General features: G+C 62.6%; 13 protein-coding genes. All 13 read left to right on the top strand.

Features of this window, described 5'->3' with window-relative positions:
• Window positions 1-250: 250 nt before the first annotated feature.
• The 13 genes from BSU04_RS34465 (at window position 251) to BSU04_RS34405 (ending at window position 15,028) form a co-directional block, all read left to right on the top strand.
• Complete coding sequence (locus BSU04_RS34465; protein WP_089164730.1) at window positions 251-1,228, top strand: sugar-binding transcriptional regulator; 978 nt, start codon at window positions 251-253, stop codon at window positions 1,226-1,228.
• Complete coding sequence (locus BSU04_RS34460; RefSeq protein WP_089164729.1) at window positions 1,228-2,877, top strand: FGGY-family carbohydrate kinase; 1,650 nt, start codon at window positions 1,228-1,230, stop codon at window positions 2,875-2,877. Before BSU04_RS34465 ends, BSU04_RS34460 begins: the two co-directional genes overlap by 1 nt.
• Window positions 2,874-4,385 (top strand): glycerol-3-phosphate dehydrogenase, encoded by a 1,512-nt coding sequence (locus tag BSU04_RS34455; protein WP_089164728.1) that lies wholly within the window; start codon window positions 2,874-2,876, stop codon window positions 4,383-4,385. Before BSU04_RS34460 ends, BSU04_RS34455 begins: the two co-directional genes overlap by 4 nt.
• A gap of 49 nt (window positions 4,386-4,434) precedes the next feature.
• The gene (locus BSU04_RS34450) at window positions 4,435-5,367 is read left to right on the top strand and encodes a sugar phosphate isomerase/epimerase family protein (protein WP_089164727.1); all 933 of its coding nucleotides are present in this window, start codon (window positions 4,435-4,437) and stop codon (window positions 5,365-5,367) included.
• A 27-nt stretch (window positions 5,368-5,394) separates the two neighbouring features.
• Window positions 5,395-6,423, top strand: a complete 1,029-nt coding sequence (locus tag BSU04_RS34445; RefSeq protein ID WP_089164726.1) for a dihydroxyacetone kinase subunit DhaK — start codon at window positions 5,395-5,397, stop codon at window positions 6,421-6,423.
• The gene (gene dhaL, locus BSU04_RS34440) at window positions 6,407-7,051 is read left to right on the top strand and encodes a dihydroxyacetone kinase subunit DhaL (protein WP_089164725.1); all 645 of its coding nucleotides are present in this window, start codon (window positions 6,407-6,409) and stop codon (window positions 7,049-7,051) included. The genes BSU04_RS34445 and dhaL overlap by 17 nt, the downstream gene beginning before the upstream one ends.
• A gap of 135 nt (window positions 7,052-7,186) precedes the next feature.
• Window positions 7,187-7,843, top strand: a complete 657-nt coding sequence (locus tag BSU04_RS34435) for a DUF2291 family protein (RefSeq protein ID WP_089164724.1) — start codon at window positions 7,187-7,189, stop codon at window positions 7,841-7,843.
• Complete coding sequence (locus BSU04_RS34430; protein ID WP_089164723.1) at window positions 7,840-9,390, top strand: sugar ABC transporter ATP-binding protein; 1,551 nt, start codon at window positions 7,840-7,842, stop codon at window positions 9,388-9,390. Before BSU04_RS34435 ends, BSU04_RS34430 begins: the two co-directional genes overlap by 4 nt.
• A gap of 26 nt (window positions 9,391-9,416) precedes the next feature.
• Window positions 9,417-10,514, top strand: coding sequence for an ABC transporter permease (locus tag BSU04_RS34425; RefSeq protein ID WP_089164722.1), 1,098 nt, complete (start codon window positions 9,417-9,419; stop codon window positions 10,512-10,514).
• A gap of 90 nt (window positions 10,515-10,604) precedes the next feature.
• Entirely contained in the window at window positions 10,605-11,567 is a 963-nt protein-coding gene (locus BSU04_RS34420) for a D-ribose ABC transporter substrate-binding protein (protein WP_062086677.1), read from the top strand.
• A gap of 130 nt (window positions 11,568-11,697) precedes the next feature.
• Window positions 11,698-12,459 (top strand): triose-phosphate isomerase, encoded by a 762-nt coding sequence (locus tag BSU04_RS34415; protein WP_089164721.1) that lies wholly within the window; start codon window positions 11,698-11,700, stop codon window positions 12,457-12,459.
• A gap of 42 nt (window positions 12,460-12,501) precedes the next feature.
• Entirely contained in the window at window positions 12,502-12,954 is a 453-nt protein-coding gene (gene derI / locus BSU04_RS34410; protein WP_089164720.1) for a D-erythrulose-4-phosphate isomerase, read from the top strand.
• A 550-nt stretch (window positions 12,955-13,504) separates the two neighbouring features.
• Entirely contained in the window at window positions 13,505-15,028 is a 1,524-nt protein-coding gene (locus tag BSU04_RS34405; protein WP_089164719.1) for an FGGY-family carbohydrate kinase, read from the top strand.

Genomic DNA, 15,028 nt, shown 5'->3' with positions numbered 1-15,028 from the left:
CCCTCCCCAGTGCCAATCGCGAATCATCCCACGCAGCCGGCCAGTTCAGACGGTTATCGGAAAAATCCCTCCACCATCCGACCGTAGCCAAACCCTCGACCGGGGCGCCCACCTTTCGGGAGCATGACGGTTCTCCTGTAAGGGTTTTAGCGGATGGCAACAGAGGATTTGCTTGCTATCCTTGGCGCAGATGAAATAAATTACAGCAGACGAAAAAAAATTCATTTTTCAGTTTGCACGTGGAGAAGACATGACGAAATCCGCCGACAGGCGTGATGCCGAAGACAGTCTCGCGATCAGGGCGGCGTGGTTGCATTACGCCGCAGGGCAGACGCAGGCCGATGTCGCCATGCGTCTCGGGGTAAGCAACGTCAAGGCGCATCGGCTTATTACGCGCGCCAACCAGAGTGGCGCGGTGAAGGTCACGATCGATGGCGACGTGGCGGAATGCGTCGTGCTGGAAGCGGAAATTGCCGAGCGCTACGGGCTTGCCTATTGCGAGGTGGTTCCGGATCTGCACGAGGTTGGCCTGCCGCTGCGTGCCTTGGGCGTGGCCGGGGCGCACTTTCTGCAACGCGAGATCGCGGCTCGTCAAGGCGGCGTGATTGGCATGGGGCATGGCCGGACGCTGGCGGCGGTCGTGGCCGACATGCCGCGCATGGATGCCGGCAAGGTGCGTTTTGTATCGCTGCTGGGCGGAGTCACGCGCAACTACACGGCGAATCCGTACGACGTGATCCACCGTCTGGCGGAAAAAACCGGCGCCGTGTCTTATGTGCTGCCGCTGCCGTTTTTCGCCAACACCGCCGAAGACCGGGAGGTATTGCTGTCGCAGCGCGGCGTGCGCGAGGTGTTCGATCTGGCAGCGCATGCGGACCTGATGATCGTCGGTATCGGCACCGCACAGCTGGATGCGCAACTCGTTGCATCGCAGATGATCGAGCCAGCAGAAATTCTCGAGGTGCGCGATATGGGTGGCCAGGGCGAGGTGCTGGGTCACTTTTTCGATCATGCCGGCAAATCCGTTGAAACATCGCTGGCTGCGCGCACGGTGGCCCCCAATCTCGCTGATCTGACCGGGCGGCGAATCGTTGCCATTGCCGGCGGCGCCGAAAAGGTAGACGCGATCCGTGCTGTCCTGAACAGCGGTCTCCTGAGCGGCTTGATCACGGATGAAGCCACGGCGCTCGCGCTGAATGACGGAACACTCAGCGCGGAGGCCGCGTGATGGTTCCCTCATCCAGCGACGGCGCAGGACGCGATCTTCTGGTCGGTATCGACGCCGGCACCTCGGTCATCAAGGCGGTGGCCTTCGATCTGGCAGGGCGGCAGATCGCCGTTGCATCGGTTCCCAATCGATACACCACGAGTGCCGATGGCGCGGCCTTTCAGTCGCTCGACCGGACCTGGGCAGACTGCGCGCAGACGCTACGTGATCTCGGCACCAAGGTCGAGGGCCTGGCGCGGCGCACGGCGGCGGTGGCGGTGACGGGGCAGGGCGACGGTACCTGGCTGGTCGGCGCGGGCAACAAGCCCGCGAGCGACGCCTGGCTCTGGCTGGACGCGCGCGCCGCGGATACCGTGCTGCGACTGCAGGGCAACCCGGCAAGCCGTGCCCGATTCGAGGCTACCGGCACCGGACTGGCGGCGTGCAGTCAGGGCGCGCAGATCGCGCATATGGCAGCAACAACGCCCGAGGTGCTCGATCGCTCCGAAGTTGCGTTGCATTGCAAGGACTGGCTGTATCTCAACCTCACCGGGGTGCGCGCAACGGATCCGTCGGAGGCGAGCTTTACCTATGGCGACTTCCGCACCCGGCGCTATGACGACTCGGTGATCGAGGCCCTCGGACTGACGGCGCGGCGTGGTTTGTTGCCCGAGATCGTCGACGGCACCGAGCTCACCCACGCACTGTCACCCGAAGCCGCGGCGGCAACGGGCCTGTTGGCCGGAACGCCGGTGTGCCTTGGGTTCGTCGACATCGTGCTGACGGCGTTGGGCGCCGGTATTCACACGGCCGGTTCCGCCGGCGCCACCTGCTCGATCATCGGGTCGACGGGAATGCATATGCGTGCGGTGCACAACGCCGATGTCTATCTGAGCGCAGAGGGTACGGGGTACGTCATCGCGCTGCCAATACCTGGCATGTCGGCGCAGGTTCAGTCGAACATGGCTGCGACCCTGAACGTCGACTGGATCCTCAATCTGGCGTGCGACCTGCTTGCGGAGTTCGGCACGAAGCTCTCGCAAAGTGACCGTGTGCAACGCATCGACGGATGGCTGCAATCGGGCCGGCCAGGCGCGCACCTTTACCACCCCTATATCTCCGATGCGGGCGAGCGTGGCCCGTTCGTGAACGCCAACGCACGCGCCAATTTCACGGGACTTACAAGCGAGAGCCGTTTCCCGGATTTGTTGCTTGCCGTGGTCGAGGGGCTCGGGATGGCCGCGCGCGACTGCTATGCGGCAATGGGCGGGGCGATGCCGGCAGAGTTGCGCCTGACCGGCGGTGCGACCCGGTCGCGTGCGTTGCGTGCGGTGCTCGGCGCGGTGGTCGGCGCTCCGGTGCGAACGTCCACGCGCGAAGAGGCGGGCGCTGCCGGGGCCGCCATGATGGCGGCAGTCGCGCTCGGCGTTTATCCCGACATGCAGGCGTGCATCGCCGACTGGGTCACGCCACTGTTGGGACCGGTCGAGACGCCCGATCCGCATCGGGTGCAGACCTACTCGCAGGCGTTCCCCGTGTACCAGGAGGCGCGACGCGCTTTGGAACCTGTGTGGGACGCGATGGCACGGCAGGCACGGCAGATGGAAGGCAGGGCTCATCCTGAAGCCCTGTCTGCGGACACGAAAGTCGAACGGAGGGCGGTGAGATGAGCGACAGCCAGAGGGTCGACCTGTTCGTCATTGGCGGTGGCATCAACGGCGCGGGCATTGCGCGCGATGCCGCGGGCCGCGGCCTGTCAGTGATCCTGTGCGAGAAGGACGATCTGGCGCAGGGCACCTCGTCGCGTTCGGGCAAGCTGGTGCATGGCGGCCTGCGCTACCTCGAGTACTACGAATTCAGGCTCGTGCGTGAGGCGTTGATCGAGCGCGAAGTGCTGCTCAATGCGGCTCCCCACATCATCTGGCCAATGCGGTTTGTGCTGCCGCACAGCCCGGATGATCGCCCGGCGTGGCTGGTCAGGCTGGGGCTGTTTTTATACGATCACCTCGGCGGGCGCAAGAAGCTGCCGGGAACGCGGACGCTAGATCTGTTGCGCAGTCCCGAAGGCGCACCGATCAAGGACGAGTACCGCAGGGGTTTTGAATATTCCGACTGCTGGGTCGATGACGCACGCCTCGTGGTGCTCAACGCTCTGGACGCAGCGCATCGCGGTGCACAAGTGCTCACGCGCACCGCCTGTACCTCGGCGCGGCGCGAAGGCGGCGTGTGGCGCATCGAGTTGCGCAATACGCGCAACGGTGCCACTCGCGTTGTTACCGCCCGGACGCTGGTCAATGCCGCCGGGCCTTGGGTGGCCGACGTCATCGAGCGCGTGGCAGGCAGTCATTCGACACGCAAGGTGCGGCTGGTCAAGGGCAGCCACATCGTCACCCCCAAGTTCTGGGACGGCCCGCATTCCTACCTGGTGCAGAACCATGACAAGCGGGTGATTTTCATCAACCCCTATGAAGGCGACAAGGCGCTCATCGGGACCACGGACATCCCCTGGGACGGCGCCCCCGAAAACGTGTCGATTGACGAAACGGAAGTCGAATACCTGCTGGCTGCGGTGAACCGTTACTTCAAGCAGCCGCTGCGGCGACAGGACGTGGTGCAGACATTCTCGGGTGTGCGTCCGCTTTACGACGACGGCAAAGGCAATCCTTCTGCCGTGACGCGCGACTACGTGTTCGACCTCGACACCAGCGGCGGCGCGCCTTTGCTCAATGTCTTCGGCGGCAAGATCACGACCTTTCGCAAGCTCTCCGAGCACGCGCTGCAACACCTGCGGCCGACCTTTCCCGACATGGGGAAAGACTGGACGGCCACGGCGACGCTGCCCGGGGGGGAGATCGAGAACGCCGACGTGCCGCAATTCATTGCGCGTTTGCAGCGCGAGTTTGTCTGGCTGCCGCGGGATTTGATGCTTCATTACGCACGGACCTACGGTGCGCGCACGGCGCAGGTAATCGCCTCCGCTAGTTCGGTTGCCGATCTCGGCCGACAGTTCGGACCGTATTTTTACGAGGCAGAGGTGCGCTACCTCATTGCACAGGAGTGGGCCGAGACGCCGCAGGACATCCTGACGCGGCGCACCAAGCACGGACTGCACATGAGTGCCGAGCAAACGGCTGCGTTCGGTGCCTGGTTCGACGGCCTCGACAGAAAATCCGCCTGAACCGGGCCACGATCGATCCGCATACAACACGAGACAACACGAGACGAAAATGGCTTTCACGCTCGCCCTCAACACCAATCCACTGGTGAATCGCTTCGCCGAGCCGGATGATCTCATTGACGCTATTGCGCACAAGATGAAGATCCGCGACGTGCAGCTCACGCACGAGTTCATCAACCCCTCGTGGCCCGCAGCAGTCACGCGACGTCTAACGCGCCAGATGCGCGCGGCGATGGCGCGAACCGGGGTGCGGATCACGTCGGGCATGACCGGCCCCTACGGGCGGCTCAACCACTTCGGCCATCCGGATGCCGACGTGCGGCGCTACTACGTCGACTGGTTCAAGACTTTCGCCGACATCACCGCCGATCTGGGTGGCAATTCAATCGGCACGCAATTCGCCATCTTTACCTATCGCGACTACGACGACGCTGACCGGCGCGAGGCACTGCTTCAGACCGCGATCGACTGTTGGGCCGAGGTCGCTGAACACGCCAAGCGCGCCGGGTTGCAATACGTGTTCTGGGAGCCGATGTCAGTCGGGCGCGAGTTCGGCGAGACGATCGCCGCGTGCATGGCGCTGCAAAAACGGCTGAGCGCTGCAAACATGGCAGTGCCAATGTGGATGATGGCGGACATCGATCACGGCGATATTACCAGCGCGAACCCCGACGACTTCGACCCCTATGCCTGGGCCCGTGCGGTGCCACGGGTCTCGCCCATCATCCATATCAAGCAGTCGCTGATGGACAAGGGGGGCCACCATCCGTTCACTGCCGAGTTCAACGCGCGCGGCCGCATCCAGCCTGCTCCGCTGATCGCCGCCATTCAAGAAGGCGGTGGAGAGGATAACGAAATATGCCTGGAGTTGTCGTTCAAGGAACGCGAACCGAAGGATCGACAGGTAGTCGAGCAGATCGCCGAATCGGTGGCGTTCTGGGCGCCGCATTTCGATACCGGTGTTTCCGACCTGAATATCTGAGGGGGCAAGACTGCGATGCAAGGCGCTATGACACAGAAACTGATCAACGACGGCAATGCCGCCGTCGACGAGATGCTGGACGGCGTGATGGCTGCACACGGCGACTTGCTGCAGCGACACGAGCGTGCGCCGCGTGCGATCGTCGCGCGCCACGGACCGCGCCCTGGAAAGGTGGCGCTGGTGATCGGCGGCGGGTCGGGGCACGAGCCGACTTTCCTGGGCTTTGTCGGCAAGGGATTGGCCGATGCAGCGGCGATCGGCAATGTCTTCGCCTCACCCCCGCCGCAACCGGCGGTCGATGCGGCGCTGGCCACGTACGGAGGCGCCGGCGTGTTGTTCATGTACGGCAACTATGCCGGCGACGTGATGAATTTCGACATGGCCACTGAACTGCTCGAACTGGAGGGTGTCGAGGCGCGCACGGTACTGACCACCGACGACATTGCGTCCGCCCCGCGCGATCAACGCGAACGACGGCGGGGCGTGGCAGGCAATGTGTTCATTTTCAAGGCTGCGGGTGCCGCTGCCGATTTGATGATGTCGCTGGACGAGGTGGAGCGGCTCGCGCGTCACGCCAACGCGCGCACCTTCACGTTGGGTGTAGCGCTCGCGCCCTGTTCGTTGCCGCAAACGCGGCGCGCGAATTTCGACATCGCAGCGGGCGAGATGGAAATCGGCATGGGAATCCATGGCGAACCGGGGATGCGCCGTGAAGCGCTACGTCCAGCCGACGCCGTGGTCGACGAGATCATGGACGCGATCCTGGCTGAGATGGGCGCGGCCAAGGGAGACCGCGTGGCGGTGCTGGTGAATTCGCTCGGCGCAACGCCGTTGATGGAGTTGTACATCATGAACCGCCGTGTTGCGCAGCGATTGGCCGAGGCGGGTTTGATCGTGCATCGCACCCTGGTCGGGCCGCTGTGTACCTCGCTCGAAATGGCCGGCGCCTCGATCACCCTGATGCATCTCGACGACGAATTGCAGCGCCTGCTGGACCACCCATGTGAGTGCGCGATGTACCAACAGAGGAGGCCAGGTGATGCTGACGACCGGTGACATTGCGCGGGTGTTCCGCCAACTCGCCGACACCATCGGCGCGGCCCGAGATGAGTTGTGCCGGCTCGACGGTGTGATCGGCGATGCCGACCACGGTATCGCGATGGCGGACGGATTTGCGGCGGCATCCCGTGCGATCGATGTGCTGCCTGGGGAAGCTTCGCTCGCCGATCAACTGAACGCCGCGGCAAAGGGTTTCCTGAACGCGGTTGGCGCGTCATCGGGGCCGCTGTATGCCACCGCGCTCATGCGTGCGGCCAAGGCTGCCGGGGCGCGCGCGGAAATGCCGCTGACCGAAGCGCCGATGCTGATCGTCGCCATGGCCGAGGGCATCCGCTCGCGCGGCAAGGCAGAGCAGGGCGAGAAAACCATGGTCGACGTCTGGACGCCTGCCGCGGCAGCGGCGGAGCAAGGCATGGCGAGTGGGCTGACACTGCCCGAGATCATGGCGCGGATACGGGATGCCGCGACAGTGGGCGCCGAGTCCACCAAATCGATGGTCGCGACCAAGGGCCGATCGGCGCGTCTCGGCGCGCGCAGTCTCGGACATATCGATCCGGGGGCGGCGTCCGCGGCGATGGTGCTCAACGTGATCGCTGACGACTGGGGGCAACGTGTCAAAGCATGAAATGACAGGCGATACGCGCGATTGGGACGGTAATTCCCTGCGCGCAGTGTACGCGGTGAAGCTGCCGGTCGAAGCGACCGTATTCAGCACGCCCGCGTTGAATTTACGTGGTTCAGGAGTACAGGAGGTGTCCGTATGAGCACAGTTGCCCCAACAATAAATCGTCGCTCCCGGCGCGGCGTTCGCGCAGCAATCGCCGCAGGGCTGGCGGTGGTCTTGATCGTTGCGATGGCCTTGAGCACCAAGGCCGTGAAGATCGGGTCTGCCGGCGATACGCAAGTGAAGGCGTTCGATCCCGCTGTCTACGGGGAGGCGCAATTTCCGAAAACGCAGGCAGCGATCGAGGGACGCGCGGTCAGCGCCGACACGCTGGCCACGGCCATCGCCAAGGACCAGGACGCGGCCGGCAAGCAGTATGGCGTGGCAGGCGGCGGCATCGGTCCCGAAATCTCGGTCAAGTTCACCGGCGTTGCAGGTAGTGAGGATGCCGGGATCTATACCGTGAAAGTGCCGAACGTGCCTGACTCGGTGATCATCCGTGTGCAGACCGGGCCGGCGATCAACGGCACCGACCTGCGCGACGCCACCGGCACCATCAGCTTTGAGCAATTCACCAACCAGATCGACTACCAGAACGCCGGATACGCGATCAATACGGCGATGAAAAAAGCGGTCCTGTCGAAGGTCGACACGGCCAAACTGACGGGCAAGACCATTTCGGTTGTCGGTGTCTTCCAGTTGATCAATCCGAACGGCTGGCTTGTGACGCCGGTGAAGCTGGACGCGAAATGAGCACCCCGAACCAAACCCGCCAAACCCAATCCGCGGCCGGCGAAGTACTGCTGTCGGCCCGCGACATCGTGAAGTCGTACGGCGGCGTGCATGCGCTGAAGGGCGTGAACTTCGACATCCATCGCGGCAAGGTCACGACCCTGTTCGGCGAAAACGGCGCGGGCAAATCGACCTTGATGAAGATTCTCGCCGGGGTGGAGACGCCCACATCAGGACATATCGAACTCGATGGTCAGCGCGTCGCCTTTGCTTCGTCAAACGAGGCGCGCGACCACGGTATCTCGATCATCCATCAGGAGTTGAGCCTGGCGCCCAACCTCAGCGTGCGCGACAACATCTTCATGGGCCGCGAATTGCGCAGCGCGACGGGCGTCAACTTCGCCGAAGAAGCGCGGCAGGCGCGGGCCTTGATGGCCGATCTGGAGGAGGAAATCGACCCGTTGACAAGGGTGCAGGACTTGCGCCTGGGTCAGCAGCAGGTCGTCGAAATTGCTCGCGCGCTCTCGGTTCAATCGCGCATCCTCATCATGGATGAACCGACTTCGGCGCTGAGCGCTTCCGAGGTCGAGGTGCTGTTCAAGGTGATCCGCGACCTGACCAGCCGCGGCGTGTCGATTGTCTACATCTCGCATCATCTCGAAGAGGCGCTGCAGATCACCGATTACGCCGTGGTGTTGCGTGACGGCAGGATGACAGCCACGGCCGAAGCCAAGGATATCGACCTCGCGTGGATCGTGCGCAACATGGTGGGAGAGAACTTTGACCTCGGCTCGCCGCCGACAGGCTACGCGTTCGGCGACGTCGCATTGGCGATCGAAGATGTCAGCGTTGCCGACGATGCCGGATCCGGCATTTCCGTGGTCGATCATCTGTCGCTCGAGGTGCGCGCGGGCGAGATCGTGTGCATCTACGGTCTGATGGGAGCGGGGCGCACGGAACTGCTTGAGGCCGTCGCCGGGCGCGCTCCGGTAACCGGTGGGAAGGTCCTTCTCGAAGGCGAGGACATAGCGTCCCTCAGCATCGCCGGGCGTATTGGCCGTGGCCTTGTGCTCGTGCCGGAAGATCGCCAGCGCGATGGCCTGGTGCCGACCATGAACGTCGGCGCCAACCTGTCGCTCGCGAGCATCGGCACCTTCGTCAGAGGGTTGCTGCTGTCATTTCCCCGCGAGCGTGCGCTCGTCGATCAGTCGATCCGCAACGTTCACGTCAAGACGGCGGGGCCGGGCGCGCCTATTGGTTCCTTGTCCGGGGGCAACCAGCAAAAAGTCGTCATCGGCAAAATGCTCGCCACCCGCCCCAAGGTCATCCTGCTTGACGAGCCCAGCCGCGGGATTGACATCGGCGCGAAGGCCGAGGTCTTTCGCCTGCTCAGCGAGAGCGCCACCAAAGGCTTGGCCGTGGTGTTTTCCACATCTGAAGTGGGTGAATGCCTGAGCATCGCGCATCGCATTGTCGTCATGCGCCGGGGCAAGATATCTGCAGAATTCGGCACCGATGCCACCAAAGACCAGATCATGGCCGCCTCCGGCGAAGCCGTGGTGATCTGATCATAGAAATGCATGGAGACTTGAACATGAACGACTCCGCCAAACCTTCCACGTCAACCCGCGCCGGCCGGTTCGGCGACGGTTTCGACCTCGGCAAGATGCTGCTCGAAGGACGTGCATTCTTTGCGCTGATCGTGATCATCATCGTATTTTCGTTTCTCTCGCCGTATTACTTCGCGGTCGAAAACTTCCTGACGATGGCTTCGCACGTGGCTATCTACGGGATCCTTGCGATCGGCATGCTGCTGGTGATCATCAATGGCGGCATCGACCTGTCGGTGGGATCCACCCTCGGCCTGTCCGGGGTGGTCGCGGGATTCTTCCTGCAGGGTGTGACGCTGAACCCGTTTGGCGTCGTGTTGTATCCGGCGGTCTGGGTCGTGGTGGTGCTGTGCTGTCTGCTCGGCGCGTTCATCGGCCTGGTCAACGGCGTGCTCATCGCGCGGTTCAAAGTGCCTGCCTTCGTTGCTACGCTCGGGGTGATGTACGTGGTGCGCGGACTGGCTCTCCTGATGACCAACGGCCTGACCTACAACAACCTGGGCGGCCACGCGGATCTGGGCAACGTCGGATTCAACGGGCTCGGCTTCGATCGCCTGTTCAATGTCCCGGTTGGCGTCCTGATCCTGGCGGTCATCGGGGTGCTGGGCAGCATCATGCTCAGCCGCACGGCCTTCGGTCGCTGGCTCTATGCTTCCGGCGGCAACGAGCGCGCGGCCCAGCTCTCCGGCGTTCCGGTGAAGAGAGTGCAGATCAGCGTGTACATGCTCTCGGGGGTCTGTGCCGCCATCGCCGGGTTGATCCTGTCCTCGCAGCTCACTTCCGCCGGTCCAACGGCCGGGACGACCTATGAACTGACGGCTATTGCCGCTGTGGTGATCGGAGGCGCGTCACTGATGGGCGGCACCGGCAATATTCGCGGAACCCTGCTCGGGGCCTTCGTGATCGGTTTCCTGTCCGACGGTCTGGTGATCATCGGCATCTCTTCCTATTGGCAAACGGTGTTCACCGGCGCGGTGATCGTGCTCGCGGTGTTGCTCAACGCCATTCAATATCGCCGCCGTGTCAAGCGCCCTGCGCCGGCCGCCGGCCAACCCACTTCTCCACAAGGCGGCAAGGCTTGAGCCGCGCCACCGGACCTTGAGAAGAATGTCTCATTTGTCCTTGCTTGTTTTTTTACCGACGCCATCACCAATCAAAAAAGGAGACTTACCATGACAACCAAGAGAAGAACCCTGAGGACCCTGTCACTCGCCGCCGTCGCTATCGCCGCGCCTCTATTCGCAGGGCAAGCTCATGCGGCGGGTGGACTCGTGACCATCATCGTCAACGATCCCTCGAACCCCTACTGGCTGACAGAAGGCAACGTTGCCGCTGCCGAGGCGAAACGGCTGGGATACACCGCCAACGTCGCGGCTTCGAAGGGCGACACCAACGCCGAGAGCCAGCTGATCGACACCGCCATCACCAACAAATCGGTCGCGATCATTCTCGATCCCGCGAATGCCAGCGGGTCGGTCGGTGCGGTGAAAAAAGCGGTTGCGGCCAACATTCCGGTTTTCCTCGTCAATGCCGAGATCAACCAGGAGGGCCTGGCCAAGGCGCAGCTCGTTTCCAACAACGCACAGGGTGCGGCACTGGGTGCGCAGCAATGGGTGAAGGACGTCGGATCGAAGGGTAACTATGTCGAACTGCTCGGTTCTCCGTCCGACAACAACGCCGCCACGCGTTCCAATGGCTATACGTCAGTGCTTAGCCAATATCCGGATCTGAAGAAGGTCGGATCGCAAGTGGCCGACTGGGATCGTACCAAGGGTTTCAACGCAATGCAGAGCCTGTTGCAAGCGCATCCGGACATCATTGGCGTGATCAGCGGCAATGACGAAATGGCGCTCGGCGGGATTGCCGCGCTCAAGCAGGCGGGCAAACTCTCGAGCATCAAGGTGGGTGGATTTGACGGTTCGCCAACGGCGGTTGCCGCGGTCAAGGCTGGGGAGTTGCAGTACACGGTGCTGCAACCGGTTGCTACGTTTTCAGTGAAGGCGGTGCAGGAAGCCGATCAGTTCCTGAAGACCGGCAAGACGGGTGCCAAGACTGAAAAGCAGCTCTTCGATTGCGTCCTGATCACCAAGGCTAACGTGGACAAGTACACCTCCGCATTTACCCTTTCGAAGTAATGCTACCGCTCGAATCCGCAGGGCGCCATCTGGCACCTGCGGTTTTTCACGCTGCGCGCCGGGGTAGCACGATCCACCCCGGCGCGACGCGCAGCAGCGCCATTTCGCGCATCCGATTGACGACATCATCATGACCCATTCCCCTTTCTGGATCGGTACCAGCTGGAAGATGAACAAGACCTTGGCGGAGGCGCGCGCTTTTGCCGAGGGTCTGCTTACCAGCACCGCCGACCCGCGGATGCAGCGCTTCGTGATTCCGCCCTTCACCGCGATTCGCGAGGTCAAGGCAATACTTGCGGATACCACGGTGAAGGTCGGCGCGCAGAACATGCACTGGGCCGATCATGGCGCCTGGACCGGTGAAATTTCACCGTCGATGCTGGTCGATTGCGCAATGGATCTGGTCGAACTCGGCCACTCCGAGCGGCGCGAACATTTTGGCGAGGCCGATGAAATGGTGGGACTGAAGGTCGAGGCGGCGGTGCGCCATGGCCTGACGCCGCTGATCTGCATCGGCGAGACGCTCGCCGATCGCGAAGGCGGGCGGGCGGCCGACGTACTGGCTGTTGAAGTACGCGGCGCGCTGGGCCGATTAAAGCCTGAACAACACACTGCGCCGATCCTGCTCGCGTACGAACCGGTTTGGGCCATCGGCGAGCACGGCATACCGGCCAGCGCCGACTATGCGGATGCTCGCCAGGCCGAGATCATCGAGGTCGCGCAAGACATGCTCGGCCGGCGTGTACCGTGCCTTTACGGCGGCTCCGTCAATCCACACAACTGCGCCGAACTCGCCGCATGTGCACATATTGACGGCTTGTTCATTGGGCGCTCTGCCTGGGACGTAACCGGATATCTGGACATCCTGGAGCGAGTCGGGGCTGTGCTCTGACCTGTCTGCACGCGTGAAAACTTCAACCTGAAGGAGATCATCATGAAACTTGCAGTTGCCGGAGATAGTGCTGGGGCGGGACTGGCCCATGTGCTGGCTGAACACCTCAAGGACCGCTTCGAGGTTTTCGAGGTCTCGACCAACGAGTCAGATCCACAGGAGTTCTATGCAAATCTGTCTGACCGTGTGGCTTCGGGCTTGCTGCGCGGCGATTACGATCGTGCGATTCTGGTCTGCGGCACGGGGATCGGCGTCAGCATCTCGGCCAACAAGGTGCCTGGAATCCGCGCCGCGCTGTGCCACGATACCTATTCCGCGGAACGCGCGGCGCTGTCGAACAATGCGCAGATCATCACGATGGGTTCGCGAGTGATCGGGACGGAAGTGGCCAAAACGATTGCTGATGCTTTTCTGGCACAGACCTTCGATGAGAACGGCCGAAGTGCGGGTAATGTGGCGGCGATCAACGAGGTTGATTCCAAATACCACGGTTAAGCATCGGCGGGCGTTTTTGCGGGAAGGGCTCTTGCGCCCGGGCGAGCTCATTTCCGAAATGGTTGGCGATGTGCTTCGTCATGCGTGCCGATGCGGAGGAAGGTTGTTCGCGGATAGCGCGGGGTGAACCTTGGGCAGGTTCAGTCACTGGTGGCGAAGCGTGTCAGAACCCGTGTTCGGAGAAGGAGGGGTTCACACATCCGTGGCTCTGGCGAGCACCGTGCTTTTGGGGCACCTATGAATGAAAACTGCACGCTGTGGACACTTAGGGTAGCGTGGTTAAAAGCGTTTTCTTTGCTTCTTTTCTTTGTCGCTAAGGACCATGAAATGACGTGCCGCCACGCACAGTGGCTAATAGTGATAAAGAGAATATCCGACTCAAGCAGACCACTAACACTGAAAGCAGCAACCCGGCACTGACTCCGACCGCTAACGCAGGACCCTAGCAACCCAGCACCAACCCCGACCACCAACCCCGACCACCAACCCCAGAACCCACCCTCGGCACTAACACCACCCAACCCCGAGTGCGAACGAAACCGGATACACGATGCCGACATATCTTCTGGGCCTCGACAGCGGTTCGACCGCGACCAAGGCCGTTATCTTCGACACCACAGGTCGCACCGTGGCCGTAGGCTCCCGGCGTGTGGAGCAGCGGCAGCCGCGTCCCCGTCACGTCGAACGGGACATGCAGGAAACCTGGGGAGCGGCAAGCGGCGCCATTCGCGATGCGCTCGAGCGTGGCAAGGTGTCCGCCGACGCGATCGCAGCGGTCGGCGTAACCGGCCACGGCGATGGCTTATATCTGGTTGATCATGATGGTGCTCCGCTGGGCCCCGGGATGCTGTCGCTCGACAGCCGGGCCTTTGACGTCCGCGAGCAATGGCGCGAAGCCGGCGTGCTGCAACGCGCGCTGGAACTGACCGGCCAGCAGCCTTATCCCTATGCCGCTGTCAGCCTGCTCAAATGGATCCAGGTCAATGAACCCGAGCGGTACGCAAAGATCGGCCATGTGCTCTTTTGCAAGGACTGGCTTCGACTCTGTCTGACCGGCGTCCCGGCAACCGATCCAACGGAAGCCAGTTCATCCTTTACCGATGTCCGAACGCAACAATACAGCGCCGATGTCCTGGATTTATACGGTCTCGCGTCTATTGGCCACGCGTTACCTGAGATCGTGTCTTCCACGGCCATAGCAGGACATGTCACCGCACAAGCTGCCGCGCAAACCGGTCTGAAGGAGGGAACGCCCGTCGCTTGCGGGTTGCACGATGTTACGTCCAGTGCAGTCGGCATGGGCAACACGGAGCCGGGTATCTTGTCGATCACGGCAGGCACATTCAGCATCAATGAGATCCTGTCGGACCGTCCGCAACTGGATCCGCGCTGGTCGTGCCGCAACGGCACGCGTCCCGGCCAATGGATGAACATGTCGATTTCGCCGGCATCGTCGAGCAACGTCGACTGGTTCCTGCGTGAATTTTTTGCGCACGAAGCGCAACAGGCTTCGCAACGCGGATGCTCGTTGTTCGACCTGATCGGAGACGAATTGCAGGCTGCATTTGCCGAGCCGAGTTCCGTCATGTTCCATCCGTTCCTGTTCGGTTCCCCCTTCGAGCAGCCCGCGAGCGCTTCATTCTTCGGTATCCGTGGCTGGCACCGTCGCGCCCATCTGGCGCGGGCGGTGCTCGAAGGCATGGTCTTCAATCACCGATACCACGTCGAAGCACTGACCAGCGCTCTTCCCGCGCGGCGGGCGGGTCTGACCGGTGGAGGATCATCAAGTCCCATGCTTGCCCAGTTGTTTGCCGACACCCTCGGGATTCCTGTCGATATTCCGGAGAATCAGGAGGCCAGTGCGCTTGGCGCGGCGCTCTGTGCTGGCGTGAGCGCAGGAGCGTTCGCATCGCTAGCGGAGGCGGCTACGCGCGCATGCCGCATCCAGCGGACGCATCAGCCGGACCCGGAACGTCACGCCCAGCTCACCGAGGTGTACAAGCGCTACATGGAACTTATTTCAGGCATGACCCCGTTGTGGCCGGCGCTCGATCGCGCCGCCACGGCGCATTGA

Origin of the sequence: Caballeronia sordidicola (assembly GCF_002220365.1) — a bacterium.
Lineage (GTDB): Bacteria > Pseudomonadota > Gammaproteobacteria > Burkholderiales > Burkholderiaceae > Caballeronia > Caballeronia sordidicola_C.
This window is presented reverse-complemented; position numbering and strand designations above follow the sequence as displayed.

Bases quoted from the DNA above. Each gene is read 5' to 3' on its own strand.
- BSU04_RS34465 (WP_089164730.1), top strand. From the start codon at position 251: ATGACGAAATCCGCCGACAGGCGTGATGCCGAAGACAGTCTCGCGATC.
- BSU04_RS34460 (WP_089164729.1), top strand. From the start codon at position 1,228: ATGGTTCCCTCATCCAGCGACGGCGCAGGACGCGATCTTCTGGTCGGT.
- BSU04_RS34455 (WP_089164728.1), top strand. From the start codon at position 2,874: ATGAGCGACAGCCAGAGGGTCGACCTGTTCGTCATTGGCGGTGGCATC.
- BSU04_RS34450 (WP_089164727.1), top strand. From the start codon at position 4,435: ATGGCTTTCACGCTCGCCCTCAACACCAATCCACTGGTGAATCGCTTC.
- BSU04_RS34445 (WP_089164726.1), top strand. From the start codon at position 5,395: ATGACACAGAAACTGATCAACGACGGCAATGCCGCCGTCGACGAGATG.
- dhaL (WP_089164725.1), top strand. From the start codon at position 6,407: ATGCTGACGACCGGTGACATTGCGCGGGTGTTCCGCCAACTCGCCGAC.
- BSU04_RS34435 (WP_089164724.1), top strand. From the start codon at position 7,187: ATGAGCACAGTTGCCCCAACAATAAATCGTCGCTCCCGGCGCGGCGTT.
- BSU04_RS34430 (WP_089164723.1), top strand. From the start codon at position 7,840: ATGAGCACCCCGAACCAAACCCGCCAAACCCAATCCGCGGCCGGCGAA.
- BSU04_RS34425 (WP_089164722.1), top strand. From the start codon at position 9,417: ATGAACGACTCCGCCAAACCTTCCACGTCAACCCGCGCCGGCCGGTTC.
- BSU04_RS34420 (WP_062086677.1), top strand. From the start codon at position 10,605: ATGACAACCAAGAGAAGAACCCTGAGGACCCTGTCACTCGCCGCCGTC.
- BSU04_RS34415 (WP_089164721.1), top strand. From the start codon at position 11,698: ATGACCCATTCCCCTTTCTGGATCGGTACCAGCTGGAAGATGAACAAG.
- derI (WP_089164720.1), top strand. From the start codon at position 12,502: ATGAAACTTGCAGTTGCCGGAGATAGTGCTGGGGCGGGACTGGCCCAT.
- BSU04_RS34405 (WP_089164719.1), top strand. From the start codon at position 13,505: ATGCCGACATATCTTCTGGGCCTCGACAGCGGTTCGACCGCGACCAAG.